The following is a 26,994-nucleotide window of genomic DNA, read 5'->3' as shown; positions in this document are numbered from 1 at the left end:
GGGAGGGGCGCCGGTCCCCGGCGCCCCGCCCTCAGGCGGCCAGGATCGCCTCGACGATTTCCTGGACTTCCAGCGCTTCCCGCAAGGTGGCCAGGGTCTGGGGCGCGCCGCGCGTCATGGCAACGACCTTCTCCATCTGCCCGCGCAGCACCAGGGGCCGCATGCGCTCATTGGGCAGGGCATCCGGGGCTGTGGCCCAGCCGGAGGGCGCCTCGCGTTCCGCGATCGACCAGTCCCGAAGGCGGACCGCGCCGGCCGTGCCGCGCAGGGTCCAGCTATTCGTGTCGTCACGCTCCGTGGTCCCGACGGAGCCACGGAGGGTGACGGGGATGCCCCCCGCAGTCAGCCGGGCCTCGATGGCGGTCTCTGCCGCATCGCCGCCGGGATAGGTTGCGCGCGCTTCCTCCAGCACCAGCGGGCCAAGCATCCGGCGGGTGAGAAAGAGGAAATGGGAGACCACCTCCCGCGTGAAGCCGCCCTCCGCCCGGCGGGAGAGCCAGCTTGCCGCATCATGCTGCCAGCCGCGGGGCCAAGTGGCGAAGGCGACCTCGATGGCAAGTTCCCGAGGCATGCCGACCACGCCCTCATCTCGCCAGGCAGCCAACTGCGCCACGGCGGGGGAGGAGGCCATGGGGAAGTTCACCCCCGCCCTTTGCCCAGCCGCCTCGGCCCGGGCCACAAAATCGCGGGAAGCGGCAGTGTCGTGGGAGAGCGGCTTTTCCAGCAGCACGGAACGGCCGGCCGCGAAGGCTTCCTCGGCGAGCGGCAGATGGGCGGCGGGGGGAGCAGCCACATAGAGGCAGTCGCAGGCCTGGATCACCGCCTGGGCGTTGGGCAGCATCGGAAGCTCGGGAGCAATCGCGGATAGCCGGGCCGCGGCGGCCGGGGAGGGGTCCCAGACGCCTGCGATGGCCAGGGAGGCCGGGGCATGCTCCAGCGCCGCGCGCAGCAGGCGCTCCCCCATGATGCCGAAGCCGACGATGCCCAGCCGGACCTGATCCGGGCTGGCGGTATCGGGACGCGTGGAAGGCACGATCAGAAATTCCCCGTTCCAAAGGCGGCGGACCATGGCGGCAGGCGCCTCGCCGCGCCAGCCCCTTGCGCCTGCCAGGCGGCCGGTTCATGCGGGGCCATCGCTGCGATGGAGTGATCCGATGAGCCCCACGACCGAGAGCCGTGTGCTGGACTGGCTGGCTGGCCGCCAGGACGAGATGCTGGCCCTGCTGGAAGCCATGGTGAACACCGATGGCGGTTCCTATGACAAGCCAGGCGTCGACGCGGTGGGGGAGCAGGTGAAGGCCTTCTTCGCGACCCATGGTATCCCCGTGGAGACCCTGCCGCAGTCCCGTTTCGGCGACTGCCTGCGCGCCACCATCGCCGGGGAGGATGGCGCCGGGGCCGAGGGCAATGCCCGCCGCAACATCGTGCTGATGGGCCATCGCGATACCGTTTTCCCGAAGGGCGAGCCGGAGCGCCGGCCTTTCCGGGTGGAGAACGGCATCGCCTATGGCCCGGGCGTGGCCGATATGAAGGCGGGGCTGGTGATGAACATGTTCGTCATGGCCGCCTTCCAGGCCGTGGGCGGCGCGCCCGGCCCGATGGTCGCGCTCTTCACCGGCGATGAGGAGATCGGATCGCCTGAGGGCCGCCCGGTGATCGAGGCCGAGGCCCGGCGCGCCCGCGTGGTGTTCAATTCCGAGCCCGGCCGCGCCAATGGCGGGGTGGTAACGGGCCGCAAGGGCGGCGTGTTCATGGCCGTGGAGATCGAGGGCCGCGCCGCCCATTCCGGCGGCAATTTCGAGGCCGGGATCAGCGCCATCGGCGAACTGGCCGAGAAGGTACGCGCCATCCACGCCCTGACCGACCTGGCACGTGGCATCACGCTGAATGTCGGCCTGGTCAGCGGCGGGCAGAGCGTGAACACGGTCGCGCCGCGTGCGGAGATGCAGATCGACCTGCGCTACGTGCAGCCCGAGGACCGCGAGGAGGTCATGGCCAAGATCCACGAGATCATCGCGAAATCCTATGTGCCGGGCACGCGCGCCTCGCTGACCATCCGTGGGGAGTTCGTGCCCCTGACCCAGACCCCGGCCGCCGCGCGCGTCTTCGAAATGTACAAGGAGGCCGCGGCCGAGAGCGGGCTTGCCATTACCGGCGACTTCTCGGGCGGTTGTGCCGATAGCGGCTTCACCGCGGCCGTGGGGGCGCCGACGCTCTGCGCGGTCGGACCCGTGGGCGGCAAGGCACATAGTCCAGAGGAATATCTGGAGGTGACGAGCATGGTGCCGCGTGCCCAGGCCCTGGCGCGGGCCATCCTGCGGCTGGATCGGGCGGGGCTGTAGGGCGCGGTCCATGCACGCCGGGTTGCGGGCGCTCGCCGCGCCCCTGCTCCTGCTCGCCATGGTGGGGCAGGGGCCGTCGCCCGCCTGCGCAAGATCGGAGGCCACACCCCTGGTGCAGTCGCGCCCGGACCAACCGCGCCGGAGCTGCGCCGGAGGGCGCGACACCGTGGCCTTCGGGCGGCTTCTCCTCGATTACGGCGTGGCCACGCTGAAATACGGTGTCGGGATTGTGCTGATCTTCCTGGGGCTGGTGGTTATGGCCCTTGGCTACCTGTTGATGCTGATCGATCTGCTGTTCTGCTGGTAACGGATTGCCCACAGGCGGGGGCGAGGGCATTTGCGGCGCATGACCGGCCATCCTTTCCGTCTCTTTATGAACCCGCGGCATGGCGTGCCTGGCGTTGTCGTCCTGCCCGAGGGCGGCTGGCGCCGGGCCCGGGCGGCGATCACGGCCTGGCCGGGCTATGCGCCAACGCCTCTCCTCGCGCTGGAGGAGGTGGCGGCGGCGCTCGGGCTGGCGGCGGTGCATTACAAGGACGAAGGGCCGCGCTTCGGCCTCGGCTCCTTCAAGGCGCTGGGCGGGGCTCATGCGGTCTCCCGCGTACTGGCTCAGGAACTGGCCCGGCGGGGGATCTCGGCGGATGCCTCGCCCGCCGATCTGGAGTCCGGGCGCTTCGCGGCGGAAACCTCCGCCATCACCGTCACCTGCGCGACGGATGGAAATCACGGCCGCAGTGTCGCCTGGGGCGCCGGGCGCTTCGGCGCGCGCTGCGTGATCTTCGTCCATCCCGGGGTGAGTGAGGGGCGGCGGGCCGCCATGGAGGCCTTCGGGGCGGAGGTCCGGGAGGTGCCCGGCAACTACGATGATTCCGTCCGCGCTTCTGAGGTAGCGGCGCGGGAGGGTGGGTGGCTCCTCGTCTCCGACACCTCCTGGCCCGGCTATACCGAGGTTCCGCGCGAGGTCATGCAAGGCTACCGCCTGATAGCGGAGGAGGCGCTGGACGCGCTGCCTGCGCCGCCCACCCATATTTTCATTCAAGGCGGGGTAGGAGGCGTTGCCGCCGCCGTCTCGGTGGCGTTGCGGGCACGCCATGGGCGCGGGCCACGCCTGGTCGTCGTGGAGCCGGACAAGGCTGCCTGCCTGCTCGCCAGCGCCGAAGCCGGGACGCCAACCACCATCGCGGGGGAACTTGACACCATCATGGCCGGGCTCGCATGCGGGGCGCCGAGCCTGCTCGCCTGGCAGGAACTGGAGCGCGCCGCCTTCGCCTTCATGGCCATTCCCGATTCGACCGCGGTCGCCGCCATGCGACACCTGGCGCATCGCGCGACGCCGGTCGAGGCGGGGGAAAGCGGCGTGGCCGGGCTCGCCGCCCTGGCCCTGGCCGCGCGGGAACCGGGCGCGAGAGGACCGCTGGGGCTGGGACCGGAGAGCCGTGTCCTGCTGTTCGGAACCGAGGGTGCAACGGACCGCAAGCTTTATGAGCGGCTCGTGAGCGCGCAGGTCGTTGACACGACCGGCGCGGCACCCCTCTTTGGGTGAAGATTTATCCATTCGCTAGGGAATAAGTTCTGATGATCCAGCGCCGCTCGCTTATCGCCGGGGCTGCGGGCCTTGCCGCCGCGCCGCTCGCCGCTCCCGCCGTGCTCGCGCAGACCAGCTGGCCCACCGCGCCCGTGCGCCTTGTGGTTCCTTTCGCCGCCGGCGGCCCGACCGACGTGCCCGCCCGCCTTATCGCTGATGAACTTTCCAAGCAGCTGCCCCAGCGCGTGATCGTGGAGAACCGCACGGGCGCCGGCGTCGTCGTCGGCTCTGATGCCGTGGCGAAGGCACCGAAAGATGGGCAGACGCTGCTCTACACCACCATCGCCCATGCGGCCCTTCGGTCGATCTTCCCCAAGCTGCCCTTCGACCCCATCGGCGACTTCACACCGGTCGCGCTCACGGGCGTGATCCCGATGCTGATGATGGTGAACAAGGACCTGCCCGTGAATTCGCTGCCGGAGCTCATCGCGCTCCTCCGGGCAAATCCCGGCAAGTACGACTATGCCTCCACCGGCAATGGCGCGGCGTTGCATCTGGCGACGGAGCTCTTCCTGCGTCAGGCCGGCGAACTGAAGGTGAACCACGTGCCTTATCGCGGCTCGGCGGCGGCCATGCCGGACCTGCTGAACGGCACAGTGGCGATGATGCTGGACGTGGCGAACTCGGCCCTGCCTTTCGTCACGCGCGGCGAGGTGAAGGGGCTGGCCATTTCCGGCGCGCACCGTATCCCGCAAGTGCCGAATATCCCGACCTTCAACGAGGCCGGCGTGCCGGGCTACGAGGCCTATACCTGGCACATGATCCTGGCGCCCGCGGGCACGCCGGAGCCGATCGTGAATGCAATCAATGCGGCGACGAACAAGGTCATGGCGATGGAGAGCGTGAAGCAGCGCCTCTCCGACCTCACGCTGGAGACCCGTTCCGACACCACGCCGGCCACGGCGAAGAAGTGGCTGGACGACGAGATCGCCAAGTGGGAGCCGATCATCAAGGCAGCCGGCATCAAGGCGGACTGATCAGGCGCGCCAACGAAAAGGCGGCGGGTGGAAACCCGCCGCCTCTTTTTTGCCTGTGGCGGGCAGTCGGAGCTCCCCGCGCTTCGGCCTCTCAGACCCCTTGGCCCATCGCCTTGATCGGCGGGGAGAGATCCTTCGGCAGCGGCGATTCATAGGGTCGCCCGCCCGTGCGCTCCTTGAACTCCGCCTTGGCGCGCTCGATCAGCGCGGGGTCGCGCAGCGCGTCCACCGCCGTGCCCGCCATCACCTTCGCCACATGCACCATGCCCTTATGGGCGTGGGGCGACTTGCCCTGCGCGGTGAGCTGCCAGGAATGAAAGGGCGTGCCGATGGCGCAGGTGGCACCGCGCGCCTGCACGGTCGGCACGGCCCAGGAGACATCGCCCACATCGGTGGAGCCAACGCCGCCGCCATCACCCTTGCTCTCCAGCGGCACGATGATGTCGCAGAGCACCTTGCCCTTCTCCACCTTCAGCCCGTGGCGGCGATGCGCGGAGACGATGTCCTCCTCCGTCAGCGTCGCCTGGATCTGCGCGGCGTATTCGCGGTCCTTGTCATCGAATTGCGGCGGGCCGAGGCGCAGGAAGTTGTCGTACATCGCCTTCTCGAGCGGTGTGTTGCCGAGCAGGTTGGAAACGGCGCTCACAACGCTCGTCTCGACCCGCGTCTCCGTCATCAGCGATGCGCCCTCGGCGATCTTCTTCACGCGGCCGACCAGCGTGTTCAGCTCCGGCAGGTCGCGCGCGCGGATGAGGTAGCGAACCTTCGCGCGGGACTGCACGACATTTGGCGCGATGCCGCCGCCATCCAGCATGGCGTAGTGGATGCGCGCATGGTCCGGCATGTGCTCGCGCATGTAGTTCACGCCGACATTCATCAGCTCCACGGCATCGAGCGCGGAGCGACCCAGCTCCGGCGCGGCGGCGGCGTGGGAGGCGCGGCCGTGGAAGGTGAAGTCGATGCGTGTATTGGCGAGGGAGACAGGATCGTTCACGCCGGAGAAGGAGGCCGGGTGCCAGGAGATGGCGATGTCCACATCATTGAAGATGCCGTCCCGCGCCATGAAGCCTTTGGCGGCACCACCTTCCTCGGCCGGGCAGCCATAATAGCGCACGCGGCCCGGAATGTTGTTCTCCTTAAGCCAGTCCTTCACCGCGGCGGCGGCGAGGAGCGATGCGGCGCCGAGCAGGTTATGCCCGCAGCCATGGCCGTGCCCGCCCGGCTCAACCTCCTTGTGCTCGGCGATACCGGCCACCTGGGAAAGGCCGGGCAGGGCGTCATACTCGCCAAGGATGGCGATGACCGGCCCGCCCTCGCCCCATTCGCCCATGACGGCGGTCGGAATGCCCGCGAGGTTCTTCTCGATGCGGGCCCCTTCCTTCTCCAGCATCGCCAGGTGCTCGGCCACCGAGCGCGTCTCGGTATAGGCGATCTCCGGCATCTCCCAGACGCGGTCGGAGAAGGCCGCGTACTCGTCCTTCCGTTCATCCACCGCGCGCCAGACGCGTTCGTCGTTCTGCATGGGTATGCTCCTTCAGTCGTTCCCGAGACGGGCGCGAGGCGCCGCGACGGCGGCCGCCCCGGGATGGATGGTCACGAGGCGCCCGTCCTGCCATTGCGTCAGCCAGGGGCGGGCCCTTGTGTTCTGGCCGCGCTCATCGAAGGCTGCGCCCCAGCCAGTGGGGGTGGTGCCTTCGGCCACATCCGTGGCCAGCATGGCGGCGCGGATCTTCTCCTTCTCGGTGCCGCCAGCGCGCTGGATGGCGTCGAGGGCGAGCTGCGCGCCGAAATGATTGGCCAGGCTGTGGCCGGAGCGCGGGTCGGAGCCGTAGCGGCGCTTATAGGCCTCGGCGAAGGCCGCATTCCCGGGCGCGACGCGTTCGGCGATGGCGAACTGGGTGAAGTCCACATTCATCACCCCCTCGAAGGCATTGCCAACCGAGCGGGCAGTGTCGGTCAGGCTGTATCCGGCACCGCTGCCAATAATCATGCGGGGCCGCCAGCCGGCTTCCCGCAGGTTACGGAAGAGCAGGACCACATCATTCTGCTGCGCGGCGTGGAGCAACACATCCACCGAAGCCTCCCGCAGGCGCTGCACGGCCGGGGCCAGGTCGGCGCTGCGCACGGGATAGGGGATCCGCTCGGTGACCTGGATCCCGGCCTCGCGCAGACGGTTGGCCTGGAACTCGGCGAGGGCGGTGCCGTAGAGGCCGTCCTCGTGCAGCAACCCGGCACGGAGGGCAGGGCGGGCCAGCTTCAGCAGGCCCGGCAGTACTTCGGCCACGGCCATGGCCGCCACGGCCGCGAAGTCGCTGGCGCGCGGGCAGGTGCGGAACAGGTTGCGGAAGCCGCGCTCGGTGATGCTGTCGGCGATCGCGCCCAACTCGAAAAAGGGAATTCCCTGCGCTTCGCTCACCTGCGTGGCGGCGGTGGAGAGGGAGGAGCCATAGCTGCCGAACAGGATGGCCGCCTTCTCCGCACCCATCAGGCGGCGTGTCTCAGCCACTGCGGCGGCCTCGTCGGGCACGTCTGCGCGCAGCAGGCGGATGGGGCGACCGAGCAGCCCGCCAGCGGCATTGCGCTCTTCCACCGCCATTTCCAGGCCGCGGAAGGATTCATCCCCCAGCAGGGCCGGGCCGCCGGACAGGGGATAGAGGGCGCCGAAGCGCCATTCCGCCGGGGCGGGCTGGGCATTGCCGCCCGTCGGGGCGCCGGCGGTCTGGGCGCGGGCGCCATGGGGCAGGGCGCCCATGCCAAGCGCGGCGATCAGGCTGCGGCGCGGCGTGGCCGGGCGCATGGTCCCTTCCGTTCCTCTCGCGTTCCGTGGGGCGCTCCAATGGTCGCGCCTGGGGCGCCTCGGCGCAAGACCGCCCAGTCTCCCGGATTCCGCCGCACCCTGGGCTGCCTATTGATAAACAATCGCAATGTTGGGCCAGAGGCAGCCATGCTACTCTGACCTATGGTTCCGGGCGGTTCCGTTCGGAGAGTGCCATCCTTCGTCGGGAGAGCCGACCCCCATGCCTCATCGCCGTTCCCTCTTCCTGGTCGCGCCGTCGCTTCTCCTTCTGGCCGGCCGCCGGGCCGAGGCCTTCCAACTCATCACACCGGAGGAGGCCGCGGCCAATCGGGACGATTCCGGGCCGTCCCGGACGCGTGGCTTCCCCAATCCGGACCTTCCGCAGATCGAGGTTATCTCGCCCGACGAAACGCGCCCGCTACCGGCGCCGGTGACCATCAGCCTCCGTTTCCGGACGCGTCCGGGCACCACCATCCTCCCCGGCAGCTTTCGCGCCACCTACGGCATGCTTGGGATCGACATCACCAACCGGCTGCTGGAGCACGCCCAACTCACCCCGGCCGGGCTCACGGTGCACAACGCCGCCATTCCCGCCGGCCGCCACCGGGTGGACCTGCGGATCGCGGATGCACAGAATCGCGTTGGCGAGCGCACCTTCCGTTTCACCGTGGCGGGCTGACGTCTCGCGCTTGACGGGCGCGGCCCTCGCGACGACCTTCCGCGCCCGTTCGGAGGACGCCGCATGCCCAACCTGCCTGAGTCCATGACCTATATCGCCCATGGCGAGGGCGGCGGGCCGGAGGTGCTGGTCCCGGCCAGCGCTCCCCTGCCACAGCCCGCAGCGGATGAGGTGCTGATCAGGGTCATGGCGGCAGGGGTGAACCGGCCCGATATCCAGCAGCGCAAGGGGCTCTATCCCCCGCCCAAGGGGGCCAGCCCCATCATCGGCCTGGAGGTGGCTGGTGAGGTCGTCGCGACCGGTCCGGACGCGACGCGCTACAAGCCGGGCGACCGGGTCTGCGCCCTGGCCAATGGCGGCGGCTATGCCGAGTTCGCGGCGGTGCCTGAGGCGCAATGCCTCCCCTGGCCCGCAGGCTATGACGCGGTCCGCGCCGCGGCCGTGCCGGAAACTTATTTCACTGTCTGGGCCAATCTGTTCGGCCATGGGCGCCTTGCGGCGGGTGAGGTCATGCTGGTGCATGGGGGCACCTCGGGCATCGGCTCCACGGCGCTGCAGCTCGCCCGTGAATTCGGCGCCCGTCCCTTCGCCACCGCCGGCAGCCCGGAGAAGGTGGCGGCCTGCCTGGAATTCGGGGCGGAGGAGGCCTTCGACTACAAGACGCAGGACTTCGCCGAGGAGATGAAACGGGTTACGGGCGGAAAAGGGGCCGATGTCGTTCTCGACATGATCGGCGCCTCCTATTTCCAGAAGAACCTGCGCGTGCTTGGCACGGATGGGCGCCTGGTGATCATCGCCCTCATGGGTGGTCACGAGGTGGAGAAGGCCGATATCCGCCCGATCATGCTCAAGAGGCTGGTGGTCACCGGCAGCACCATGCGGCCCCGCACCACTGCCGAGAAGGGCGCCATCGCTCGCGACCTCGAGGAGAAGGTCTGGCCGGCGCTCTCCGCGGGGCGCTGCGGGCCGCGCATCCACGCGACCTTCCCGCTGGACCAGGCAGCCGAGGCACACCGGCTGATGGAGAGCAGCACCCATATCGGCAAGATCGTCCTGACCCTTGGCTGACGCGGCGCGGTTCAATCCGCGCGACCTCTGGCTGCTGGTCATCGCCATCCTGCTTTTCGGCGGGGCCTGGCCGATCACGAAGGACGCGCTGCGGGACGCAACGCCGCTCTGGTTCGCGGTCAGCCGCGCGGGGCTCGCGACCCTCAGCTCGGGCCTTGTGCTCCTGATGCTCGGCCGGCTGCGCTGGCCGGGGCGCCGGGACTGGCTAACGGTGCTGGTCCTGGGCGTACTGCAACTCGGTCTCTTCTTCGCGCTGTCGCATCTGGCCCTGGCCGTCCTCCCGGCTGGCCGGATCGCGGTGCTCGCGAATGTGGTGAGCTACTGGCTCGTGCCGCTTTCGGTGGTGCTGCTCGGGGAGAAGGTGTCCTCGCGCCGCTGGGTCGCCTCCGGGCTGAGCCTCGCCGGCGCGCTGGTGCTCATGCAGCCCTGGACCTTCGACTGGTCGCAGCCCGCCGTCATCATGGCGAACGGGCTTCTGGTCACCGCCGCGCTGCTATGGAGCCTCGCCATCATCTACGCGCGGCGCCGGCCGCCGACGCGCGCGATGGCGGAGCTGCTTCCCTTCCTCTTTGCTGTCGCCCTGCTGGTGCTGCTTCCCCTCGCGTTCCTGCGGGAGCCAAGCGGCGGGATCGGCACCGGCTCCTGGATCCACGCCCTCTTCATCGGTGCCGTCGCGGCGCCGATCGGCACCTGGAGCGTCATCGAGGCCGGCCGGCGCCTGCCTTCCGCCGTCGCTTCGGTCGGGTTCATGCTCGTGCCCGTCCTGGGCGTAGCGGCAGGCGCGCTCTGGCTCGGGGAGGCTCTGGGATGGGATGTGTGGCTGGGCGGTGGGCTGATCGCGGCCAGCATCCTGCTGGCCCTGCGGGGATGACGACGCGATGATCCTGAACGCGATCGAGAGCGGGGAGGGGCGCCCCCTGGTCCTGCTTCACGGGCTGTTTGGCCAGGCGCGCAACTTCGGTGCCCTGCAGCGGCGCCTGGCCGCGCAGCGCCGCGTCATTGCCTTCGACATGCCAAATCACGGCGCCAGCCCGCACGCCCCGGCGATGAACTATCGTTCCATGGCCGCGGATGTCGCGGAAAGCCTCGCCGCGCGCGGGGTGGCGGCTGCCGATGTCATGGGTCATTCCATGGGCGGCAAAGCCGCGATGATGCTGGCGCTAACCGAGCCCCAGCTTGTCGAGCGGCTGGTGATCTCCGACATCGCGCCCGTCACCTATCCGCCCCGCTGGGAGGAGTTGGTGGAAGCGATGCGTGCCATCCCGCCCGGTACCCTGCGCGCCGCGGCGGATGCCGCGCTCGCCCCGGTCGAGCCGGATGCCGGCGTGCGCGCCTTCATCCTGACCAACCGCAAGCCTGATAGCTCCGGCTGGAAGATCGGATTGGAGGGAATCGCCGCATCCCTGCCGGCCATCATGGGGTGGGACGGTCCGAAGGGGGCGCGCTTCGAGGGACCCACCCTTTTCGTCTCCGGGGAGCATTCGCATTACATCCGCCCGGAGAACCGGCCTGCCATCCGGGAGGCCTTTCCGGCCGCGCGCTTCCTGGCTGTGAAGGGCGCGGGCCACTGGGTCCATGCGGACCAGCCTGAAGGCTTCGCGGCGGTGCTGGAAGGCTTCTTCCGGCTGTAGCGACAAACCTTAGATCGCCGCGGGCGCCTTGAAGCGGCCTTCCTTGTTCAGGTCCGCGGCGCGCCAGAGATACCAGGCCGCCGCGGAACGGAAGGGCGCCCAGCGCTCCCCGATCGCGGCCAGTTCCTTCGGCTTCGGCTGTGTCTCCAGCCCGGCCGCGATGCGGTAGCCCTCGCGCACGCCGAAATCGTCGACCGGCAGGATGTCCGGGCGACCCAGGGTGAAGATCAGCAGCATCTCCACCGTCCAGCGCCCGACACCTCGCAGGGCGACCAGGCGTTCGATCAGCGCGGCATCGGACAGGCGCGCGGCGGCGCGGCGCGTGGGCACCCAGCCCGCGGCGGCCTTATGCGCGATATCGAGGATCGCGGCCTGCTTGGCGCCAGAGAAGCCGCAGGCACGCAGCGCGCCCTCTGGCAGGGCCAGCACCTGTTCCGGCGGCGGGAATGGGTGATGGGGAGTCAGCGCGATCAGGCGGTTCAGCATCGCCTCCGCCGCGCGGCCATGCACCTGTTGATGTGCGATGGCGCGGACCAGCGCCTCATAGGGTTCCCGGTCCTTCACGGGTTTCAGGCGCATGGCGCCGACCTGCGCAATGACGGGGCCGAGGACCGAGTCGGCGGCGAGGTGCTGGCGGGCGGCGCGGGCGCTCATGATCTCGCGATTACGCCAGGGCGTTCAGGATCGCTACCGCCGCCCAGCCAATGGCGAAGACGGCCAGGATCACGGGCAGGGCGGCGCGCCAAAGGGCGGGCGGGCGCGTGCCGTCCGAGAGGAGGCCGCAGATCATGGTCGTCATGGAGAAGGAATAGGCCGCCCCGGCACCGCTGGCATAGGTGTGCAGACCTGGCGCGAGCCAGGATGGCAGCCCGGCGGCGATGCCGAGATGGGCCTGTACCGGCATCATGGCCGACGCCGCGCCGACGCCGCTGCCTGTTATCAGCCCGCCAAGGAAGCCCAGAGGTGGGATAGCGTAGGGCGCGAGAGGGCCAAGGGCGAGGGCAATGGCACCCGCCAGGGCAGTGGCGGCGCCGGAGCCCGCCAGCCAGCGCCCGAGCAGAACATAGAGCACCATGGCGCCGGCTGGACGCCGCATCCGGGCCAGGGCATCGCGCAGCCGTCTCGGCGCGTCGGATCGGAAGGCGAGGAAGCCGAGCGAGACGATCCAGAGCACCACCGCCACATGGGTGATGGGCAGGGCGGGCAGGTCGGCGAAGGGACGCCAGGCGGGGGCCCCACGCCAGGCCCGGGCCATAAGGAGGCAGAGCGTCAGCAGCGCCCAGGGGCCGATGGCGGCCAGGGCCCGCTGCCGGGCAGCGGAATCGCGCGGAGGAGCGAAATGCCAGAGGGCAGGGAGCAACACCGCCCCGGAGGAGAGAAAGCCCACCGTCTCCGCCGGCATGAAGCGGCTGGCGAGCAGAAGGAGACAGGCGAAGGCGAGCTGCATGCCCATCTGCGCCAGGCGCTCGGCCCGCGCCACCCGAAGGCCCGCACGCCCGAGCAACGCCCAGAGCACGGGCGGCACGGCGAGCAGCCAGGCTGCCTGGGGCAAGGCGGTGATGAAGGAAACCTCCGCCAGCGGTCGGTGGGCCAGCGCCGCGCCGAGCGCGAGGCCCGGTCCCAGCCCGCCCCAGGGCGCCAGCCAGAGCGAGAGAAGCGCAATGGTTCCGGCCGGTGCGCCGCCGATTCCCATGGCCCGCAGCGCGCCCATGGTGAAGACGGCGCCCACTCCGAAGCCTGTCACACTCTCGACAAAGGAACCGGCGAGAATGGTCAGGTAGACGCGACGTGGCGAGGGCGGCACCGGCTCCGTCGCGCGCGGCGCGACGGCGATGCTGAAGAGCAGCCCGCCCGAGAGGGTGGCGACGGGAAGGATACCCAGGAAAGCGGCGCGAAGTGATTCGGTGGCGAGGAAGTGCGGAAGGGGCAGTTCGGGCGGCAGGGAGACGGCGATGCCGGGCAGGGCGCTTGCGAGGGCAATGAGACAGGCCGGGATCGGTGCAACCCGGCCCGAGCCCAGCAGCGCCAGCAGGATGACCAGCGGCAGGGCCTGGAGAACAATGCTCATACGCGGGTCCGCAACTCCTCAACCATCACCATCCAGCCTTGGCTTCCTGGCGGAACACGGCCCTGGCATATCGCAACGCAGCAGGAAACCATCCCCGCCCGGCCCGTTCTAGGACCACACGATGCAACCTTTGATAACTTGCTGGAGAATCTCTTGAACCGCCGCGCCATGCTCGCCGGGCTCGCCTCGGCCGGGCTGCTTCCCGTCTTCCCCGGCACCTTCCTGGGGCGTGCCGAAGCGGCCGAGGACCCTGTGCGGCCGTTCGACGACACCACGGTGCGCCAGATGGCGCGCGATCTGGCAGCGAAGCCCTATGCACCGCCGGAGGAGCGGCTGCCCGGCAAGCTGGCCGATATCGGCTATGACGAGTATCGCAGCATCCGCTACGACTCCCAGCGCGCGCTGTGGCGGGCGGAGAAGCTGCCCTTCCAGATGCAGCCCTTCCATCGCGGTTTCCTGTTCAAGCAGAAGGTCGCGCTGTTCGAGGTAGCGGAGGGGAAGGCGACGCCGATCCCCTACGATCCCTCCGCCTTCACCCTGGCGGAAGTCGGCGGGCCGCCCGGTGGGGATCTCGGCTTCGCGGGCTTCAAGCTGACCAATCCGATGAACCGGCCCGACCATTACGACGAAGTCGCGTCCTTCGTCGGCGCCTCCTATTTCCGCGCGGTCGGGAAAGGGCATGTCTACGGCCTCTCCGCGCGCGGGCTGGCGATCGCAACCGCCGAGCGGTCCGGGGAGGAATTCCCGCTCTTCCGCGCCTTCTGGCTCCAGCGCCCGCAGCCAGGCGGCAATTCCATGGTGGTGCATGCGCTGCTGGACAGCCCGAGCACGACCGGCGCCTACCGCTTCACCATCCGCCCGGGCGAGGAGACGGTGTTCGACATCGAAGCCCGCCTCTACCCACGCGTGGACATGCCGACAGCCGGCATCGCGCCGCTGACGAGCATGTTCCTGCTCTCGCCTCTCGATCGCGGCGGCATGGATGACTACCGCACGGCCGTGCATGATTCCGATGGGCTGATGCTCTCCACCGGGCGCGGTGAGGCGATCTGGCGGCCGCTGGCCAATCCGCGGGAACTGCAGATCAGCGTCTTCGCCGATGCCAATCCGCGCGCCTTCGGCCTGATGCAGCGTCGCCGCGCCTTCACCGACTACAACGACCTGGAGGCGCATTACGAGAAGCGCCCCGGCGCCTGGGTGGAGCCGATCGGCGACTGGGGCGAGGGCGCGGTGCATCTGGTCGAGATCCCGACGCAGGAGGAGATCCACGACAACATCGCCGCCTTCTGGCGCCCGAAGGAGCCGCTGCGGAAGGGCCAGGAATACAGCTATGTCTATCGCCTGCACTGGTCAGGCGGCGCCGCCTTCGGCAATTCCGCCAGCCCGCCGCCGGCGCAGTTCGAAGAGGCGCGGCAGGGCGGGAAACCGCAGGCTCCGGGCACGCGGCTCTTTGTTCTGGAGACGAAAGGTGGGCGCCTCGCGGCTCTGCCGGAGAATGCGCAGCCCGTGCTGGACGTCTCCGCCAGTGTAGGGCGGATCGACAATGCCGTTCTTCAGCGAAATCCGGAGACAGGCGGCTGGCGCGCCAGTTTCGAGCTGGTGCCGGGCAATGAGCGTCTGGTGGAGCTGCGCGCCCTGATCAAGACGGATGAACGGCCGCTGACCGAGACATGGTTGTTCCGTTGGACACCCTGACCCGCGCGGCGGATTCACCGCTCGCAGCCTTGCCGGCGATGCCGGATGAGGCGCCACTGGATATGCCGGTGCAGGATTTCCGTGCGCATCCCGGCCGGGTGCCGCGTCCGGAAACCACGCCGCGCGGCATCACGTGGCGCCGGGCCTTCGTGCTCGGTGCCTCCATCCTGCTGACGCTGTTCGGCGTGCGGGAGATGGCGCTGGTGCTGGATATCAGCAGCATCGCGACGCCTGGCGTGGTGGTGCTGGCGCTCTTCGTGCCGCTCTTCGCCTGGATTGCGCTCTCCTTCGTCAGCAGCCTCTGCGGCGTGGCGAGCCTGGCGCTGCGCGGCGGGCGAGGGCTGGGAGTCGATCCCGACGGGCCGCTGCCACGCCTTTCCGGCCAGACGGCGCTTCTTATGCCCGTTTACAATGAGGATCCGCGCCGTGTGCTGGCGGGCCTGGAAGCCATGCACCGGGAACTGCGCGAGGCGGGTGTCGCGGATCACTTCGACATCTTCATCCTGAGCGACACGACCGATCCCGATGCCTGGGCGCGGGAGGAGGAGGCCTTCCTCGCGCTGCGTGCCCGGGCCGGGCAGGGCGCGCGCATCTTCTATCGCCGCCGCGCGAAGAACATCGACCGCAAGGCCGGCAATATCGCGGACTGGGTCCGGCGCCATGGCGGCGCCTATCCGCAGTTCCTGATTCTGGATGCGGATAGTGTGATGTCCGCCGATTCGCTGATCCGCCTTGCTGCTGCGATGGAGGCGCATCCGCGCGTCGGGCTGATCCAGAGCCTGCCGGTGATCGTGAACGGGCGCTCCCTCTTCGCGCGCCTCCAGCAATTCGCCGGCCGCCTCTACGGCCCGGTGATCGCGCATGGCATTGCCTTCTGGCACGGGTCGGAGGGAAATTACTGGGGCCATAATGCGATGATCCGCACGGCCGCCTTCGCCGAGGCGGCGGGGCTGCCGCATCTGCCGGGGCGCAAGCCCTTCGGCGGCACGGTCATGAGCCACGACTTCGTGGAGGCCGCCCTGATGCGGCGGCGCGGCTGGGCCATCCATTTCGTGCCGGCTCTGCCCGGCAGCTATGAGGAAAGCCCGCCAGCCCTCTCCGACCTCGCCATCCGTGACCGGCGCTGGTGCCAGGGCAATCTCCAGCACATGGCCGTGCTGCCCGCGCGCGGGCTGCACCCGATCAGCCGCAGCCACCTGCTGGTCGGCATCGGCTCCTACATCACCGCGCCGCTCTGGCTGCTCTTCCTTATCTGCGGCGTGCTGCTCGCGCTTCAGGCGCGCTTCGTGCTGCCGGTCTACTTCCCCCAGGGCCCGGCGCTGTTCCCGGACTGGCCGGTGGTCGATCCCATACGCGCGAAATGGGTCTTCTTCGGCACCATGGCGCTGCTGCTGGTGCCGAAGCTGCTGGCCTGGTGCGTCATGCTGGGCGACCGCGCCTGGCGGCGTGGGCATGGCGGCGCGCTGCGTGCCTTGGTCAGCGTCATCGTGGAAACAGTCGTGGCCGGGTTGCTGGCGCCGGTGACCATGCTGACGCAGTCGGTGGACGTCGTGTCCATCCTGTTTGGGCGCGATTCCGGGTGGTCCGCGCAGACCCGCGACGATGGCAGCCTGCCTCTGCGGCAGGTGGCGCGGCTCTACTGGCGCCACACGGCCTTTGGCATCTTCTTCGGCATCGCCGCTTTCCTCGTCTCGCCCTATCTTGCGGCCTGGATGTCGCCCGTCGTGATCGGACTGGCTTTGGCCATTCCGTTGGCAGCCTGGACAGCGCGGCGGGATGCGGGACAGGCACTGCGCCGCGCCGGGCTGCTGCTGATCCCGGAGGAGCGAGACCCGCCCTCCATCCTCCGCCACACCCTGGCGCTGCGGACGGAATGGGAAGCCCTGGCGCCCGAGGGTGAGGCGCTGGCGCGGCTGCGCACCGATCCCGCATTGCTGGCGGCCCATCGCGCGATGCTGCCGCCGCCCCCACCTGTGCGGCCGGACGCCCTGGATCCCAATCTGGTCATGGGCCGCGCGCGGGTCGCCGCCGCGGCCTCGGCAGAGGAGGCGCTCGCCGCCCTCTCGCGCGCCGAGAAGGCGGCGCTGCTGGCGGATGCGGACGGGCTCGATGCCCTGCTCGCCCTTCCGGCACGGTGATGATGTGGACCCGGCGCCGCTCATCCTGACGCTGCGCTTCGATGCTAAGAGCTTTGCGCGGCTGGACCGGCTGCGCCGAGCCCATTTTCCGCCGGAACGGAACCACATCCCCGCGCATCTGACGCTGTTCCACGCCCTGCCGGGCGCGGCGCTGGAGGAGATCGTCTCTCATCTGCGGGGAACCTGCGCCGCCACTCCTCCGCTGCCGCTGCGAATCGCGGGCCTGCGCTTCCTCGGGCGTGGGGTAGCGCTGGAGATCACAGGGGAGGAACTGAGTGCACTCCGGCGCGACCTGTCCCGGCACTGGAGGCATTGGCTGACGCCGCAGGACGCTCAGGGCTGGCGACCACACGTCACCATTCAGAACAAGGTGGCGCCCGAACTCGCTCGGGGCCTGATGGACTCGCTGGCCCGGGACTTCATCCCCTGGGAGGCGCGCGGCGAGGGCCTGTTGCTCTGGCATTACCGTGGTGGCCCCTGGGAAGCCGCCTTGGATCTCGCCCTGGCCGGCTGAACCGTCCGCCGCAGGCCTTGGGCGGGCCAGCGCCGGTCAGATGCTCGCAAGCAGCCCGGCGAGCAGGCGTGCGCGCGGGACCAGGCTGTCCTCGCGGATGTACTCGCCGAGCGTGTGATAGCCGGCACCCAGCACGCCAAGCCCGTCCAGGGTGGGGATGCCCAGCGCGCCGGTGAAGTTGCCGTCCGAGCCGCCGCCCGCGCTGTCATGCGGCAGGCTGTGGCCGAGGCGGTGGGCGATCGCCTCCGCGCGGGTATGCAGTTCCAGCGTTCCGGTATCCGGTTCCCAGACCGGGCGCGTGACGCCTCGCCGTACCTCCAGCGTCACCTCAGGAGCAGTGGCCGTGAGGGCAAGCATCCGCTCCACCGCCCGGTCCAGGTCAGGCTGGCGCTTCGCCATGCTCAGCGCTTCCGCGTCGCAATGGGTGGCCACGCAGTTGACCCATTGCCCGCCATGGACCACGCCGACGGAGAAGGTGGCGGCGTCGGTCGTCATCGCCTCGATCGCCAGGACCTGCCGGCACATCTCCCGAATGGCAGAGCGGCCGGCGGCGAGCTGAGCGCCCGCATGGCTGGGCCGGCCGGTGGTGCGCAGGTTGAAGCGGGCAATGGCGTAGCGGCCCGTCACCACCCCGCCCATGGCAGAATCACCGGACACCGGCAGGCCCGGTTCAGGCACCAGCACCACGGCGTGGCGCGCTGCCTCCGCCTCGATCAGGTCGCGGGTGGAGGGGGTTCCGACCTCCTCGTCCGGTGTCAGCAGCAGCGTCACGGGCCGGGAGGTCGCGATGCCCGCGCGGGCCAGTTCCCGCAGCGCCTCGAAGGCCAGCAGCGTGCCGCCCTTCATGTCGCAGATACCCGGGCCGTAGCAGCGCCCCTCCTCGCGCCGGAAGGGCAGGGCGGCCAGGGTGCCGATGGGGTGCACGGTGTCGAGATGGGCGAGAATGAGGATTCCCGGCGTTTCCTCGGGCGCCGCATGCGGGAAGTGGGCCCGCACGCAGTCGCCGAAGCCCATACGGCCGGGGATCCGCTCTACCCGCGCGCCCATTATCGCCAGGTCGCGCGCTGCCAGGTCCATCATGCGGTTCACCGCGGCAGCGTCGAAGGTTGGGCTCTCGCATTCCACCCAGGGGCGCAGCCGGCCGAGGATCGCCTCCGCGTCGAAGGGAAGGTCCAGAGCGGCGGAAAGGGAGTCGGGCAGGGCGTCCACGGGGGCCTCCTGGCTATGCTGGGGCAGCCTGCGCGATCACGGCTTCGGGGTGAAGGGCGGCCGGGCTTTGGCGTGGCCCTTCCGGTCGCGCTACCCTGGGCGGGATGAGTGATCCCCTGAACATCACCCCGCGCCGGATGGTGCCCCTGGTCGGACCAATTGTCTGGTCCGCTGGCGACCTGACGCCCAACGAGCAGATGATCCCGCTGGGCGCGGAACACGCCGCCGAGCTGGAGACGCAGCGCGGCCCGACGCCGCGGCTCGATGAGCTGACGGATGAGCTGCGCGGCCGGTTGGACCATGGGCGTGGCTTCGCCCTGCTGCGCGGCCTGGCGCTTTCGGGCGAGCCCGCCGCGCCGCTGCGCATCATGGCGAGGCGGCTGGGTGAGCTGGTTTCCCCGGCGCCCATGACCGGCAGCCGCCATGTGGAAGCCTGCGACATGCTGCTTTTGCGGGCAACGGAGCCGGCGACGGCACGTCTTCGCTCGGCCGCCGCCATCCACAATGCGCTGCTGCGGACCGACCGTGCGGCGCTGGCGGCCCTCTACGAGGCGCGAGGGGAGCCGCCCCTGCCGATCTTCTGCCATGACGGTCTTTTCGCCGCGCGCTGGGATGATTCCGTCCTGCCGGCAGACCACCTGCCGGCCGCCCTGGCCGAAGCGCTGGGTGAACCGCTGGTCCTGAGTCTGCGGGCTGGGGACATTCTGGCGCTCAACCCCTTCCTGATCTGGGCGGACCGCCTCGCCGGGGCTCCGTCGGTGGCATGCCTGGAGACGCCGTCCCGCCTGGACATTCCCGGCTTCGCGGCGCTCCGTCCGCAGCCATGAGAATCCTGGTCGCCAACGCCAACACCACCGAGGCCATCACAGCGCGCTGTGCGGAGGCGGCACGCCTCGCCGCCGCCCCGGGAACCGAGATCCTGCCGGGCACCCCGCGTTTCGGGCCGGCCGTTATCTCCTCCGGGCTGGAGAATGCGATCGCGGCCCATGGCATCCTGGATCTGCTGGCGGAGCATGCCGGGCGGGTGGATGCGGTGGTGCTGGCCGTTTCGCTCGACACTGCCCTGAGCGCGGCGCGGCAGCTCATGCCCTGTCCGGTCGTGGGAATGACGGAGGCCGCCTGCCTGACCGCCTGCATGCTGGGCCATCGCTTTGGCCTGGTCACATTTGGCGGGACGGAATCCTACCGGCAGCTCATCGGGCAGTACGGGCTGTCCTCGCGGCTTTCCGGCCTGGTCGGCGTGGATTTCACGCCGCAGCGCGCGCTGAGCGATCCCGAGGGCGCGGCGCGCGCCGTGGCAGAGGGCATCGCGGAGCTGGTCGCGGGCGGGGCGGACAGCGTGGTGCTGGGTGGCGCCGCCCTTGCGGGCATGGAACCGGCATTGCGGGAAGCCTCGCCCGTGCCGCTGCTGGACGGGATGCTCTGCGGGGTCCGGATGGCGGAGGCGCTGGTGGCCCTGGCGCCGCCGAAGCCGCGGGTCGGACCCTCCGCGGCGCTCCGCGGGCGCGAATCGGTCGGGCTCTCGCCCGCACTTGCCGCGCTCCTCCGCGGCGACGGCTGAGGGCGGGCCGGCGAAGCTGCGGCCGGCGCAGGCTCCGGTGCTGATGGCGGTTCCGGGTCGGTTCCGACAGCTATGACGGCGTGGCCGACTGGCGGCCGCGGACCACGGCGATGCAGTCAGCGTAAAGACCAAGGGCCTCCTCGCGCCGGGAGCGGGGCTTCGGGGCCGAATCGCCCGGGGCGGAGCTCTTTCTCTCCGCCATTAGGATTTTCTCCATCAGCTTGTAGGCAACTTCCTCCGGGGACGAGGGGAAGTGGCTGATTTTTAGCTTTTGCTTCTGCATGGTGCGACCCTCCTGATCGCTGGGAGCTAGGCCCTGCCGGGCAGCCTGTGAACCGATCCGGGCGCCGGAAGACACCTCCTGGACAGTAAGAGGTTCGCCGCCGGCCTGTGTCTCATTTCGCTCAATAGGCCTTGTTCAACTGATTGCCTTTCACCGCCGCGATGCACTGCGTGTAGAGCTCCAACACCTCTTCCCGGGTGATTGTCGTGGTCCCAACTTCGGTTGGATGGGGAAGGAAGGTCTTCTTCTCGGCCGTCATGATCTTTTCCATGAGCCTGTAGGCCACTGCCTCAGGAGTAATCGCATTCTTGCCGGTTTCAGACATTTCTCGTCGGAGTTCCTTACGGCTGGGCGGACTGCCCAAAATTCCAGCCAGGAGGCTAGATCACCTGAAAAGAGGTTGCGATGCCTATCAAACGAATTTGCGCCTCCTTCCGCTCACTGCCCTGTGACAAGGCTGCACGCTATGTCGTGGGGCGGAATGTGCCCGCGATGAGGACACCGGCATCAATCCGTGGGAAGCGCGTCCAGCGCCCGGACCAGAAGCGCGAGGTCCTGCGGACGGGAGAGACGGTGGTCGCCGTCCTTGATCAGGGTCAGTTCCGCATCCGGGCCCGGCAGTGCCTCCATGATCCGCAAGGCGTGCTTCCAGGGCACATCCGGGTCCGCCATTCCCTGGAGCAGCCGGACCGGGCCGGCATAGGGGATGGGACCGGGCAGCAGCAGATGGTTCCGGCCCTCGGTCAGCAGGCGCAGCGTGATGGGAATTGGGTCACCATATTGGGAAGGACGGCGTAGGACCCCGTCGCGGGCCAGGGCGGCGCGTTCGGCCTCGCTGAACTCTCCGGGCATCAGCGCCTCCGTGAAGTCGGGCGCGGCGGCGATGCCGATCACGGCGCGTACCCGTGCCTCGCCCCAGCGGCGGGCGAGCAGCAAGGCGATCCAGCCGCCCATGGAGGAGCCGACCAGCACCACTGGGCCAGGGGCCTGACTCTGGATGACCAGGGCGGCGTCCTCGGTCCAGGCGCCGATCGTCCCTTCCTCGAAGGCTCCACCGCTGATGCCATGCCCGGAATAGTCCAGCCGCAGGAAGGCCCGGCCCCGCTCGGCGCAGGCATCGCGAAGATGGAGGGCCTTCGATCCCTCCATGTCCGAGCGGAAGCCGCCGAGGAAGACCACCGTGGGGCCTGTGCCGGGCAGGGCGGCCCAGGCGAGGGTCACGCCATCGGGACGGGGGAGGGTGCCGCGCATCTCGTTCATCCCGCCGGCCTAGCCCTGCTGCAGCCCCATGCACAAGCACCGGGGCGCCAGCGTGACGCGCCGGGCCGGGGCCTGTAAGGGGCACCGCCATGCCGACCCCCCCGCCCACCGTTCTGCAGGTGCTTCCCGCTCTCGGCTCGGGCGGGGTGGAGCGCGGCACGGTCGAGATAGGCCGCGCCCTGGTGGAGGCGGGCGGCCGCGCGCTGGTCGCTTCCGCCGGCGGGCCGATGGTGGCGGAGCTGGAAGCCGCCGGCGTCCGGCACCTCACCATGCCGCTGGACCGCAAGACCCCGGCCGCGCTGCTCGCCAATGCCGCCGCGCTGCGACGGATCGCACGCGAAGAGGGGGTGGCGATCATCCATGCCCGCAGCCGCTTTCCCGCCTGGTCGGCGCTGATGGCCGCGCGCGGCGCCGGAGCGCGCTTCGTCACCACTTATCACGGCAGCTACAACGAGGGCTTCCCGGGCAAGCGGTTCTACAACTCCGTGATGGCACGGGGTGACCGGGTGATCGCGATCAGCGAGCATATCGCGGCGCTGGTGCGGGACAGGTATGGCGTCGGGCCCGACCGACTCCGGGTGATCCCCCGTGGTGTCGATTCCGCGCGTTTCGACCCCGATGCCGTGTCGCCGGAGCGGATCGAGGCGCTGCGCCGCGATTGGGGGCTGCAGCCGGGCTGTCCCGTTATCTTTCTTCCCGCGCGGCTGACCCGTTGGAAAGGCCAGGCAGTCCTGCTGCGTGCCGTGGAGGCCCTGCCGGAGCCGCGCCCGCTGGTCGTCCTGGCCGGCGATGCCCAGGGGCGCGACGCCTACCGCGCCGAGCTGGAGGCGCTCGCCGCGCGGATCGGGGTCACCATGCGCCTCCCTGGCCCTGTCTCTGACATGCCGGCAGCACTGATGCTTGCCGATGTGGTCGTGCACGCCAGCACTGATGCGGAGGCCTTCGGACGCACCATCGTGGAGGCCCAGGCCATGCGTCGCCCGGTGATCGCCTCCGATCTCGGCGCCCCAAGGGAGACGGTGGAGGAGGGCGTGACTGGCTGGCGCGTGCCGCCCGGTGATGCGCCGGCCCTGGCCGCCGCCATTACTCGTGCGCTGTCGCTGGCCCCGGAGGCCCGTGCGGCGATGGGCGGGGCGGCGAGGGCGGCGGTGCTGGCGCGCTACACCACCCGCGCGATGCAGGACGCCACCCTGGCCGTCTATCGGGAACTGGCATGAGCGCACGCATCCTCGTCATCAAGCTGGCCGCACTGGGCGACTTCGTGCAGGCCTTCGGCCCTTTCGCGGCCATTCGCGCCCATCACCCCGGTGACACCATCATCCTGCTCACCACTCCTCCCTTTGCAGAGTTGGCGCGTCGCAGCCCCTGGTTCGATGAGGTGTGGGAGAATGGCCGGCCGCGCCACGCGGATTTGCGAGGGACCCTGGCGCTGGTCCGCCAGCTCCGCGCGGGGCGCTTCGACCGGGTTTATGATCTGCAGACTTCCGGCCGCTCCTCCCGCTATCGCCTCTTCACGGGTTTCAGGCCGGAATGGTCGGGGATCGCCTGGGGGGCCAGCCACCCGCATGCCAATCCTAACCGCGACCACATCCATACGCTGGAGCGCCAGCGCGACCAGCTGGAGATGGCGGGCATCAAGCACTTTCCGGAGCCTGACCTTTCCTGGCTGGATGCGGATCTATCGGAATTCGCTCTGCCGCCGCGCTTCGCCCTGCTAATCCCCGGCGCCAGCGCGACGCGCCCCGGCAAGCGCTGGCCCGGTTTCCCGGCGCTCGCCACCCGGCTCGGCATGCCTTGCGTGGTCGCGGGCACCGCCGGCGAACGGCATCTGGCGGAGGCCATCCGCGCCGAGGCGCCGGATGTGCTGGACCTGACAGGGCGGACGAGCCTGTTCCAACTGGCGGCCATTACCCGTCGGGCCGCGCTGACCATCGGGAACGACACCGGCCCGACCCATTTGGCCGCGCTCGCATGCCCGACCCTTGCCCTATTCGGCGGGGAGAGCGATCCAGCGCTCTGCGCTCCGCGTGGACCGTCCGTCACCGTGCTGCGGCACGACCCGCTCGCGGCGTTGCCGCCCGATCGGGTGGCAGAATCCGCGCGGCGCCTGATGCGGATGCCCCCTTAGGCGGCAAACTGGAGCAGTGCGACCGAGATTGCTGCGCAGGCCGCCCTTGCACCGCCGGTGCCGGGATGCCGATGATGCGCCCCGGAATCGGCAGCCGACCCCGTCGGCATAGCGGAGCAGGGCACATGGTCTTCACCCGTCGGAATCTTCTTGCTGCGGGCGCTGCCGGGACTGCCGGTCTCGCAGGCTCGGGCGCCGCGCGCGCGCAGGGAACGCGTTGGCAGTTCGCCACCCCCTACCAGGACACGAATTTCCACACGAAGAACATCAAGGCCTTCGTTGAGGACATTCAGAAGGCCACCAACGGTGCGCTGCAGATCCAGCTGCACACGAACGCCTCGCTGCTGCCCATGGCGCAGATCAAGGGCGGCGTGCAGCGTGGGCAGGTGCAGCTCGGGGAGATCCTGCTCTCCAATTTTGGGAATGAGGACCCGTTCTTCGAGGTGGATGGCGTACCGCTTCTGGCCGGGAGCTTCGACGGGGCCGTGAAGCTTGCCCGGCTGGCGCAGCCCTATATTGAGGCACGCTTCCAGCGCACGGCCCTCACTGCTCTCTACAATGTGCCCTGGCCCCCGGGCGGCTTCTACAGCAACGCGCCGATCGAGAACCTGGACGTGCTGAAGGGTACGCGTTTCCGTACCTTCAACACGATGACGAACCGCTTCGCGGCGCTGGTCGGGGCGAACCCGACCCTGGTCCAGGCCACGGAGGTGCCGCAGGCCTTCGCGACCGGCGTGATCAATTACATGGTCACCAGCGCCGCCACCGGCGTGGACACCCAGGCCTGGGACTACTGCAAGGTCTTCACGCCCGTGAATTTCAGCTACACCAACAACTACATCTTCGCGAACCGCCGCGCCTTCGAGGCGCTTCCGGCCGCGCAGCGCAACGCCGTGACGGAGGCCGCCAAGGCTGCCCAGGCCCGCGGGCTTGAAATGTCGAGGGCGGCCGAAAAGGAAGCCCAGGACACACTCGCCGCGCGCGGCCTGAAGGTGGAGCAGCCGAGCCAGGCTCTGAAGGATGGCCTGTCCCGGATCAGCGCGACGATGACAGACGAGTGGGTGGCCAAGGCGGGCGAGGACGGAAAGAAGCTGATCGGGGCGTATCGCGCCGGCTGAGGGCCAGACCGTGAGGCGGGCGCTGGACGCCCTCTATGCGGCGGGCGCGGTGCTGGCCGCGCTCTCCCTGCTCGGTATTTTTCTGGTCATGGTGGGGCAGATTGCGCTGCGCTTCGTGGGCCTGTCTTTTCCCGGGGCCGATGACATCAGCGCCTATCTCTGTGTTGCCACCACCTTCTTCGCCCTGGCCCTGACCTTCCGGCGGGGCGAGGTGATCCGCGTAGGGCTGGTGCTGGAGCGGGTTCCGCCTCGTCCGCGCCGGATCATGGAAATCATCGCCCTGGTGCTCGCGGCGGTCAGCACCGCCTATGCGGTGTGGTGGACGTTGGACGACGTGCTCTTCTCTTACGAGATCGGCGATCTCGCCCAGGGCACGCTGCCGGTTCCGCTTTGGATCCCGAAGCTGGCCATGCCGCTTGGCGCCGGACTCCTGCTCGTGGCCGTGCTGGACGAGCTGATGACCGTGCTGCGGGGTGGACGGCCAAGCTACGTCCTTGCAGCCGAAGAACGCGCCGCGCGGCAAGATTACTCGGCCGAGGTTTAGCACCATGGGTATCCTGGAACTTTCGGGGCTGCTGCTCCTGGTGCTGATCCTGCTGCTGGCGGGCGGGCTCTGGATCGCGATGAGCCTGGCCGTGGTTGGCTTCGTCGCGGTCAGCTTCGTCCATCCACAGCCCGGAACCTATCTCGCCAGCTCCTTTTGGGAGGCGACGGGATCATGGACTCTCGCCGCGCTGCCGATGTTCGTGTGGATGGGCGAGATCCTGTTCCGCACGCGGCTGTCCGAGGAATTATTCAACGGGCTGGCACCCTGGGTCCGTCGCGTCCCCGGGCGGCTGCTGCATGTCAACATTCTGGCCTGCGGCATCTTCGGGGCAGTGTCCGGCTCGTCGGCCGCCACCTGCGCGACCATCTCGAAGATCGCGCTGCCAGAACTGAAGCGGCGCGGTTATGACGAGCATCTGGCGATTGGCAGCCTTGCCACTTCCGGCACGCTCGGGATCCTGATCCCGCCCTCGATCATCATGGTGGTCTACGCAGTGGCCGCCAATGTATCGGTGGTCCGCGTCTTCCTCGCGGGCTGCGTGCCCGGGCTCGTGGTGATGGGGCTGTTCAGCCTCTACATCGCGGGCTGGGCCCTGCTGAACCCGAGCCGGCAGCCAGCGCCCGAACCTTCCATGCCGCTGCGGGAGAAGCTGCGGCAATCAGCGCAGCTCATCCCCTGTGCCTTGCTGATTATTGCTGTGATCGGCTCCATGATCACGGGCATCGCGACAGCGACCGAGGCAGCGGCCTTCGGCGTCCTCGGCTCCCTGGTGCTGGCGGCGCTCACTGGATGCCTCACCTGGGAGAGCTTCCGGGACAGTCTGACAGGCGCGACGCGCATGTCCTGTATGATCATGTTCATCCTGGCCGGCGCCGCCTATCTGACCAAGGCCATGGCGCTGACCGGAATTCCCTCCGCTTTGGCTGCCGCCGTGGCTTCGCTCGAACTCGGCCCCTATGGGCTGATCGCCATGCTGACGGTCATCTACATCATTCTCGGCACGGCGCTGGACGGTGTGTCGATGATTGTGCTCACCACCTCCATCGTGGTGCCCATGGTGCAGCAGGCCGGCTTCGACCTCGTCTGGTTCGCCATCTTTATTGTTCTGCTGGTTGAAATCGCGCAGATCACGCCGCCTGTCGGCTTCAACCTGTTCGTCATGCAGGCGATGACCGGGCGCGAGTTGACTACGGTTGCAAGGGCCGCGCTGCCCTTTTTCCTCATGCTGGTGGTGGCGGTGGGAATTATCACGGTGTGGCCGGCCGTTGCGACCTGGTTGCCGGATGTCCTGCTGAACCGTTGAGGCACAGACGGAAAGCGGCGCCCGGCGGGGCCCCCCGCGGCGCGGGTGTGGGGTATCCCCGCCCCCCCCACCCCCCCCGCCCCCGGTAAAA

27 protein-coding genes are annotated in these 26,994 nt (G+C 69.4%); 18 read left to right on the top strand and 9 right to left on the bottom strand.

What is annotated here, in order from left to right; translation table 11 throughout:
• Nucleotides 1–31: 31 nt before the first annotated feature.
• Entirely contained in the window at nucleotides 32–1,069 is a 1,038-nt protein-coding gene (locus ACO1BU_RS06175) for a Gfo/Idh/MocA family protein (protein ID WP_424135045.1), read from the bottom strand.
• Between the two features lie 85 nt (nucleotides 1,070–1,154).
• Here ACO1BU_RS06175 and ACO1BU_RS06170 point away from each other — a divergent pair, with 85 nt between their 5' ends.
• Genes ACO1BU_RS06170 through ACO1BU_RS06155 form a run of 4 tightly spaced genes read left to right on the top strand, consistent with a single transcriptional unit; the run spans nucleotide 1,155 to nucleotide 4,904 of the window.
• Nucleotides 1,155–2,342: a M20 family metallopeptidase gene (locus ACO1BU_RS06170; RefSeq protein ID WP_424135044.1), complete on the top strand. Its 1,188-nt coding sequence runs from the start codon at nucleotides 1,155–1,157 to the stop codon at nucleotides 2,340–2,342.
• Nucleotides 2,343–2,352: 10 nt separating this feature from the next.
• Complete coding sequence (locus tag ACO1BU_RS06165) at nucleotides 2,353–2,649, top strand: hypothetical protein (protein WP_424135043.1); 297 nt, start codon at nucleotides 2,353–2,355, stop codon at nucleotides 2,647–2,649.
• Nucleotides 2,650–2,688: 39 nt separating this feature from the next.
• A complete protein-coding gene (locus tag ACO1BU_RS06160) occupies nucleotides 2,689–3,885 on the top strand; it encodes a diaminopropionate ammonia-lyase (protein ID WP_424135042.1) in 1,197 nt (398 codons plus the stop codon).
• Nucleotides 3,886–3,917: 32 nt separating this feature from the next.
• Nucleotides 3,918–4,904 (top strand): Bug family tripartite tricarboxylate transporter substrate binding protein, encoded by a 987-nt coding sequence (locus ACO1BU_RS06155; RefSeq protein WP_424135041.1) that lies wholly within the window; start codon nucleotides 3,918–3,920, stop codon nucleotides 4,902–4,904.
• A 91-nt stretch (nucleotides 4,905–4,995) separates the two neighbouring features.
• Here ACO1BU_RS06155 and ACO1BU_RS06150 read toward each other — a convergent pair whose 3' ends face one another.
• Nucleotides 4,996–6,426: a M20 family metallopeptidase gene (locus ACO1BU_RS06150; protein ID WP_424135040.1), complete on the bottom strand. Its 1,431-nt coding sequence runs from the start codon at nucleotides 6,424–6,426 to the stop codon at nucleotides 4,996–4,998.
• Between the two features lie 12 nt (nucleotides 6,427–6,438).
• Nucleotides 6,439–7,701 carry an ABC transporter substrate-binding protein gene (locus ACO1BU_RS06145; protein ID WP_424135039.1) on the bottom strand — a complete coding sequence of 421 codons (1,263 nt, stop codon included), beginning with the start codon at nucleotides 7,699–7,701 and terminating at the stop codon, nucleotides 6,439–6,441.
• A 220-nt stretch (nucleotides 7,702–7,921) separates the two neighbouring features.
• Between ACO1BU_RS06145 and ACO1BU_RS06140 the strand changes: the two genes are divergently transcribed.
• The 4 genes from ACO1BU_RS06140 (at nucleotide 7,922) to ACO1BU_RS06125 (ending at nucleotide 11,079) form a co-directional block, all read left to right on the top strand.
• Nucleotides 7,922–8,380, top strand: a complete 459-nt coding sequence (locus tag ACO1BU_RS06140; RefSeq protein WP_424135038.1) for a hypothetical protein — start codon at nucleotides 7,922–7,924, stop codon at nucleotides 8,378–8,380.
• 63 nt (nucleotides 8,381–8,443) lie between these two features.
• Nucleotides 8,444–9,448, top strand: a complete 1,005-nt coding sequence (locus tag ACO1BU_RS06135; protein ID WP_424135037.1) for an NAD(P)H-quinone oxidoreductase — start codon at nucleotides 8,444–8,446, stop codon at nucleotides 9,446–9,448.
• Entirely contained in the window at nucleotides 9,441–10,319 is an 879-nt protein-coding gene (locus ACO1BU_RS06130) for a DMT family transporter (RefSeq protein ID WP_424135036.1), read from the top strand. Before ACO1BU_RS06135 ends, ACO1BU_RS06130 begins: the two co-directional genes overlap by 8 nt.
• A 7-nt stretch (nucleotides 10,320–10,326) precedes the next feature.
• Nucleotides 10,327–11,079, top strand: a complete 753-nt coding sequence (locus ACO1BU_RS06125; RefSeq protein ID WP_424135035.1) for an alpha/beta fold hydrolase — start codon at nucleotides 10,327–10,329, stop codon at nucleotides 11,077–11,079.
• Between the two features lie 9 nt (nucleotides 11,080–11,088).
• Here ACO1BU_RS06125 and ACO1BU_RS06120 read toward each other — a convergent pair whose 3' ends face one another.
• Complete coding sequence (locus tag ACO1BU_RS06120; RefSeq protein WP_424135034.1) at nucleotides 11,089–11,733, bottom strand: DNA-3-methyladenine glycosylase family protein; 645 nt, start codon at nucleotides 11,731–11,733, stop codon at nucleotides 11,089–11,091.
• Nucleotides 11,734–11,743: 10 nt separating this feature from the next.
• Entirely contained in the window at nucleotides 11,744–13,147 is a 1,404-nt protein-coding gene (locus tag ACO1BU_RS06115) for a hypothetical protein (RefSeq protein WP_424135033.1), read from the bottom strand.
• A gap of 138 nt (nucleotides 13,148–13,285) precedes the next feature.
• On the opposite strand from ACO1BU_RS06115, the gene ACO1BU_RS06110 reads away from it, so the two are divergent.
• From ACO1BU_RS06110 to ACO1BU_RS06100, 3 genes are read left to right on the top strand one after another with little or no spacing between them, the layout of a single operon-like run.
• The gene (locus ACO1BU_RS06110; RefSeq protein ID WP_424135032.1) at nucleotides 13,286–14,842 is read left to right on the top strand and encodes an OpgD/OpgG family glucan biosynthesis protein; all 1,557 of its coding nucleotides are present in this window, start codon (nucleotides 13,286–13,288) and stop codon (nucleotides 14,840–14,842) included.
• Nucleotides 14,818–16,980, top strand: coding sequence for a glucans biosynthesis glucosyltransferase MdoH (gene mdoH / locus ACO1BU_RS06105; protein WP_424135031.1), 2,163 nt, complete (start codon nucleotides 14,818–14,820; stop codon nucleotides 16,978–16,980). Before ACO1BU_RS06110 ends, mdoH begins: the two co-directional genes overlap by 25 nt.
• A complete protein-coding gene (locus ACO1BU_RS06100; RefSeq protein WP_424135030.1) occupies nucleotides 16,952–17,494 on the top strand; it encodes a 2'-5' RNA ligase family protein in 543 nt (180 codons plus the stop codon). Before mdoH ends, ACO1BU_RS06100 begins: the two co-directional genes overlap by 29 nt.
• Before the next feature lie 36 nt (nucleotides 17,495–17,530).
• Here the strand turns inward: ACO1BU_RS06100 and ACO1BU_RS06095 are convergent, their stop codons facing one another.
• A complete protein-coding gene (locus tag ACO1BU_RS06095; RefSeq protein ID WP_424135029.1) occupies nucleotides 17,531–18,703 on the bottom strand; it encodes a M20/M25/M40 family metallo-hydrolase in 1,173 nt (390 codons plus the stop codon).
• A 104-nt stretch (nucleotides 18,704–18,807) separates the two neighbouring features.
• Between ACO1BU_RS06095 and ACO1BU_RS06090 the strand changes: the two genes are divergently transcribed.
• Entirely contained in the window at nucleotides 18,808–19,530 is a 723-nt protein-coding gene (locus ACO1BU_RS06090) for a hypothetical protein (RefSeq protein WP_424135028.1), read from the top strand.
• On the top strand, nucleotides 19,527–20,264 hold the full coding sequence (locus tag ACO1BU_RS06085; protein ID WP_424135027.1) for an aspartate/glutamate racemase family protein: 738 nt from the start codon (nucleotides 19,527–19,529) through the stop codon (nucleotides 20,262–20,264). The genes ACO1BU_RS06090 and ACO1BU_RS06085 overlap by 4 nt, the downstream gene beginning before the upstream one ends.
• 70 nt (nucleotides 20,265–20,334) lie before the next feature.
• On the opposite strand, the gene ACO1BU_RS06080 is transcribed toward ACO1BU_RS06085, so the two are convergent.
• The 3 genes from ACO1BU_RS06080 to ACO1BU_RS06070 all read right to left on the bottom strand — a co-directional run bounded on the left by ACO1BU_RS06080 (nucleotide 20,335) and on the right by ACO1BU_RS06070 (nucleotide 21,798).
• Complete coding sequence (locus ACO1BU_RS06080) at nucleotides 20,335–20,547, bottom strand: hypothetical protein (protein ID WP_424135026.1); 213 nt, start codon at nucleotides 20,545–20,547, stop codon at nucleotides 20,335–20,337.
• A 121-nt stretch (nucleotides 20,548–20,668) separates the two neighbouring features.
• The gene (locus ACO1BU_RS06075) at nucleotides 20,669–20,872 is read right to left on the bottom strand and encodes a hypothetical protein (RefSeq protein ID WP_424135025.1); all 204 of its coding nucleotides are present in this window, start codon (nucleotides 20,870–20,872) and stop codon (nucleotides 20,669–20,671) included.
• 182 nt (nucleotides 20,873–21,054) lie between these two features.
• Nucleotides 21,055–21,798: an alpha/beta hydrolase gene (locus tag ACO1BU_RS06070; protein ID WP_424135024.1), complete on the bottom strand. Its 744-nt coding sequence runs from the start codon at nucleotides 21,796–21,798 to the stop codon at nucleotides 21,055–21,057.
• A gap of 98 nt (nucleotides 21,799–21,896) precedes the next feature.
• Between ACO1BU_RS06070 and ACO1BU_RS06065 the strand changes: the two genes are divergently transcribed.
• From ACO1BU_RS06065 to ACO1BU_RS06045, 5 genes are all read left to right on the top strand, one after another.
• Nucleotides 21,897–23,024: a glycosyltransferase family 4 protein gene (locus ACO1BU_RS06065; protein WP_424135023.1), complete on the top strand. Its 1,128-nt coding sequence runs from the start codon at nucleotides 21,897–21,899 to the stop codon at nucleotides 23,022–23,024.
• Nucleotides 23,021–23,935 (top strand): glycosyltransferase family 9 protein, encoded by a 915-nt coding sequence (locus ACO1BU_RS06060; protein ID WP_424135022.1) that lies wholly within the window; start codon nucleotides 23,021–23,023, stop codon nucleotides 23,933–23,935. Before ACO1BU_RS06065 ends, ACO1BU_RS06060 begins: the two co-directional genes overlap by 4 nt.
• Before the next feature lie 125 nt (nucleotides 23,936–24,060).
• Nucleotides 24,061–25,053, top strand: a complete 993-nt coding sequence (locus ACO1BU_RS06055; protein WP_424135021.1) for a TRAP transporter substrate-binding protein — start codon at nucleotides 24,061–24,063, stop codon at nucleotides 25,051–25,053.
• A 10-nt stretch (nucleotides 25,054–25,063) separates the two neighbouring features.
• Nucleotides 25,064–25,597 carry a TRAP transporter small permease gene (locus ACO1BU_RS06050; protein WP_424135020.1) on the top strand — a complete coding sequence of 178 codons (534 nt, stop codon included), beginning with the start codon at nucleotides 25,064–25,066 and terminating at the stop codon, nucleotides 25,595–25,597.
• Nucleotides 25,598–25,601: 4 nt separating this feature from the next.
• Nucleotides 25,602–26,903: a TRAP transporter large permease gene (locus tag ACO1BU_RS06045; RefSeq protein WP_424135019.1), complete on the top strand. Its 1,302-nt coding sequence runs from the start codon at nucleotides 25,602–25,604 to the stop codon at nucleotides 26,901–26,903.
• The last annotated feature ends 91 nt before the right edge of the window (nucleotides 26,904–26,994 follow it).

This window comes from Roseomonas chloroacetimidivorans, from assembly GCF_049629625.1.
Classification (GTDB): Bacteria; Pseudomonadota; Alphaproteobacteria; order Acetobacterales; family Acetobacteraceae; genus Roseomonas; species Roseomonas chloroacetimidivorans.
The sequence above is the reverse complement of the archived record's forward strand: the minus strand, read 5'-3'. Positions and strand labels throughout refer to the sequence as shown.

Bases quoted from the DNA above. Each gene is read 5' to 3' on its own strand.
- ACO1BU_RS06175 (WP_424135045.1), bottom strand. From the start codon at position 1,069: ATGGTCCGCCGCCTTTGGAACGGGGAATTTCTGATCGTGCCTTCCACG.
- ACO1BU_RS06080 (WP_424135026.1), bottom strand. From the start codon at position 20,547: ATGCAGAAGCAAAAGCTAAAAATCAGCCACTTCCCCTCGTCCCCGGAG.
- ACO1BU_RS06100 (WP_424135030.1), top strand. From the start codon at position 16,952: ATGCCCTGCTCGCCCTTCCGGCACGGTGATGATGTGGACCCGGCGCCG.
- ACO1BU_RS06060 (WP_424135022.1), top strand. From the start codon at position 23,021: ATGAGCGCACGCATCCTCGTCATCAAGCTGGCCGCACTGGGCGACTTC.
- ACO1BU_RS06065 (WP_424135023.1), top strand. From the start codon at position 21,897: ATGCCGACCCCCCCGCCCACCGTTCTGCAGGTGCTTCCCGCTCTCGGC.
- ACO1BU_RS06115 (WP_424135033.1), bottom strand. From the start codon at position 13,147: ATGAGCATTGTTCTCCAGGCCCTGCCGCTGGTCATCCTGCTGGCGCTG.
- ACO1BU_RS06045 (WP_424135019.1), top strand. From the start codon at position 25,602: ATGGGTATCCTGGAACTTTCGGGGCTGCTGCTCCTGGTGCTGATCCTG.
- ACO1BU_RS06055 (WP_424135021.1), top strand. From the start codon at position 24,061: ATGGTCTTCACCCGTCGGAATCTTCTTGCTGCGGGCGCTGCCGGGACT.
- ACO1BU_RS06170 (WP_424135044.1), top strand. From the start codon at position 1,155: ATGAGCCCCACGACCGAGAGCCGTGTGCTGGACTGGCTGGCTGGCCGC.
- ACO1BU_RS06150 (WP_424135040.1), bottom strand. From the start codon at position 6,426: ATGCAGAACGACGAACGCGTCTGGCGCGCGGTGGATGAACGGAAGGAC.
- ACO1BU_RS06160 (WP_424135042.1), top strand. From the start codon at position 2,689: ATGACCGGCCATCCTTTCCGTCTCTTTATGAACCCGCGGCATGGCGTG.
- ACO1BU_RS06090 (WP_424135028.1), top strand. From the start codon at position 18,808: ATGAGTGATCCCCTGAACATCACCCCGCGCCGGATGGTGCCCCTGGTC.
- ACO1BU_RS06085 (WP_424135027.1), top strand. From the start codon at position 19,527: ATGAGAATCCTGGTCGCCAACGCCAACACCACCGAGGCCATCACAGCG.
- ACO1BU_RS06125 (WP_424135035.1), top strand. From the start codon at position 10,327: ATGATCCTGAACGCGATCGAGAGCGGGGAGGGGCGCCCCCTGGTCCTG.
- ACO1BU_RS06145 (WP_424135039.1), bottom strand. From the start codon at position 7,701: ATGCGCCCGGCCACGCCGCGCCGCAGCCTGATCGCCGCGCTTGGCATG.
- ACO1BU_RS06155 (WP_424135041.1), top strand. From the start codon at position 3,918: ATGATCCAGCGCCGCTCGCTTATCGCCGGGGCTGCGGGCCTTGCCGCC.
- ACO1BU_RS06120 (WP_424135034.1), bottom strand. From the start codon at position 11,733: ATGAGCGCCCGCGCCGCCCGCCAGCACCTCGCCGCCGACTCGGTCCTC.
- ACO1BU_RS06135 (WP_424135037.1), top strand. From the start codon at position 8,444: ATGCCCAACCTGCCTGAGTCCATGACCTATATCGCCCATGGCGAGGGC.
- ACO1BU_RS06165 (WP_424135043.1), top strand. From the start codon at position 2,353: ATGCACGCCGGGTTGCGGGCGCTCGCCGCGCCCCTGCTCCTGCTCGCC.
- ACO1BU_RS06140 (WP_424135038.1), top strand. From the start codon at position 7,922: ATGCCTCATCGCCGTTCCCTCTTCCTGGTCGCGCCGTCGCTTCTCCTT.
- mdoH (WP_424135031.1), top strand. From the start codon at position 14,818: ATGGTTGTTCCGTTGGACACCCTGACCCGCGCGGCGGATTCACCGCTC.
- ACO1BU_RS06070 (WP_424135024.1), bottom strand. From the start codon at position 21,798: ATGCGCGGCACCCTCCCCCGTCCCGATGGCGTGACCCTCGCCTGGGCC.
- ACO1BU_RS06075 (WP_424135025.1), bottom strand. From the start codon at position 20,872: ATGTCTGAAACCGGCAAGAATGCGATTACTCCTGAGGCAGTGGCCTAC.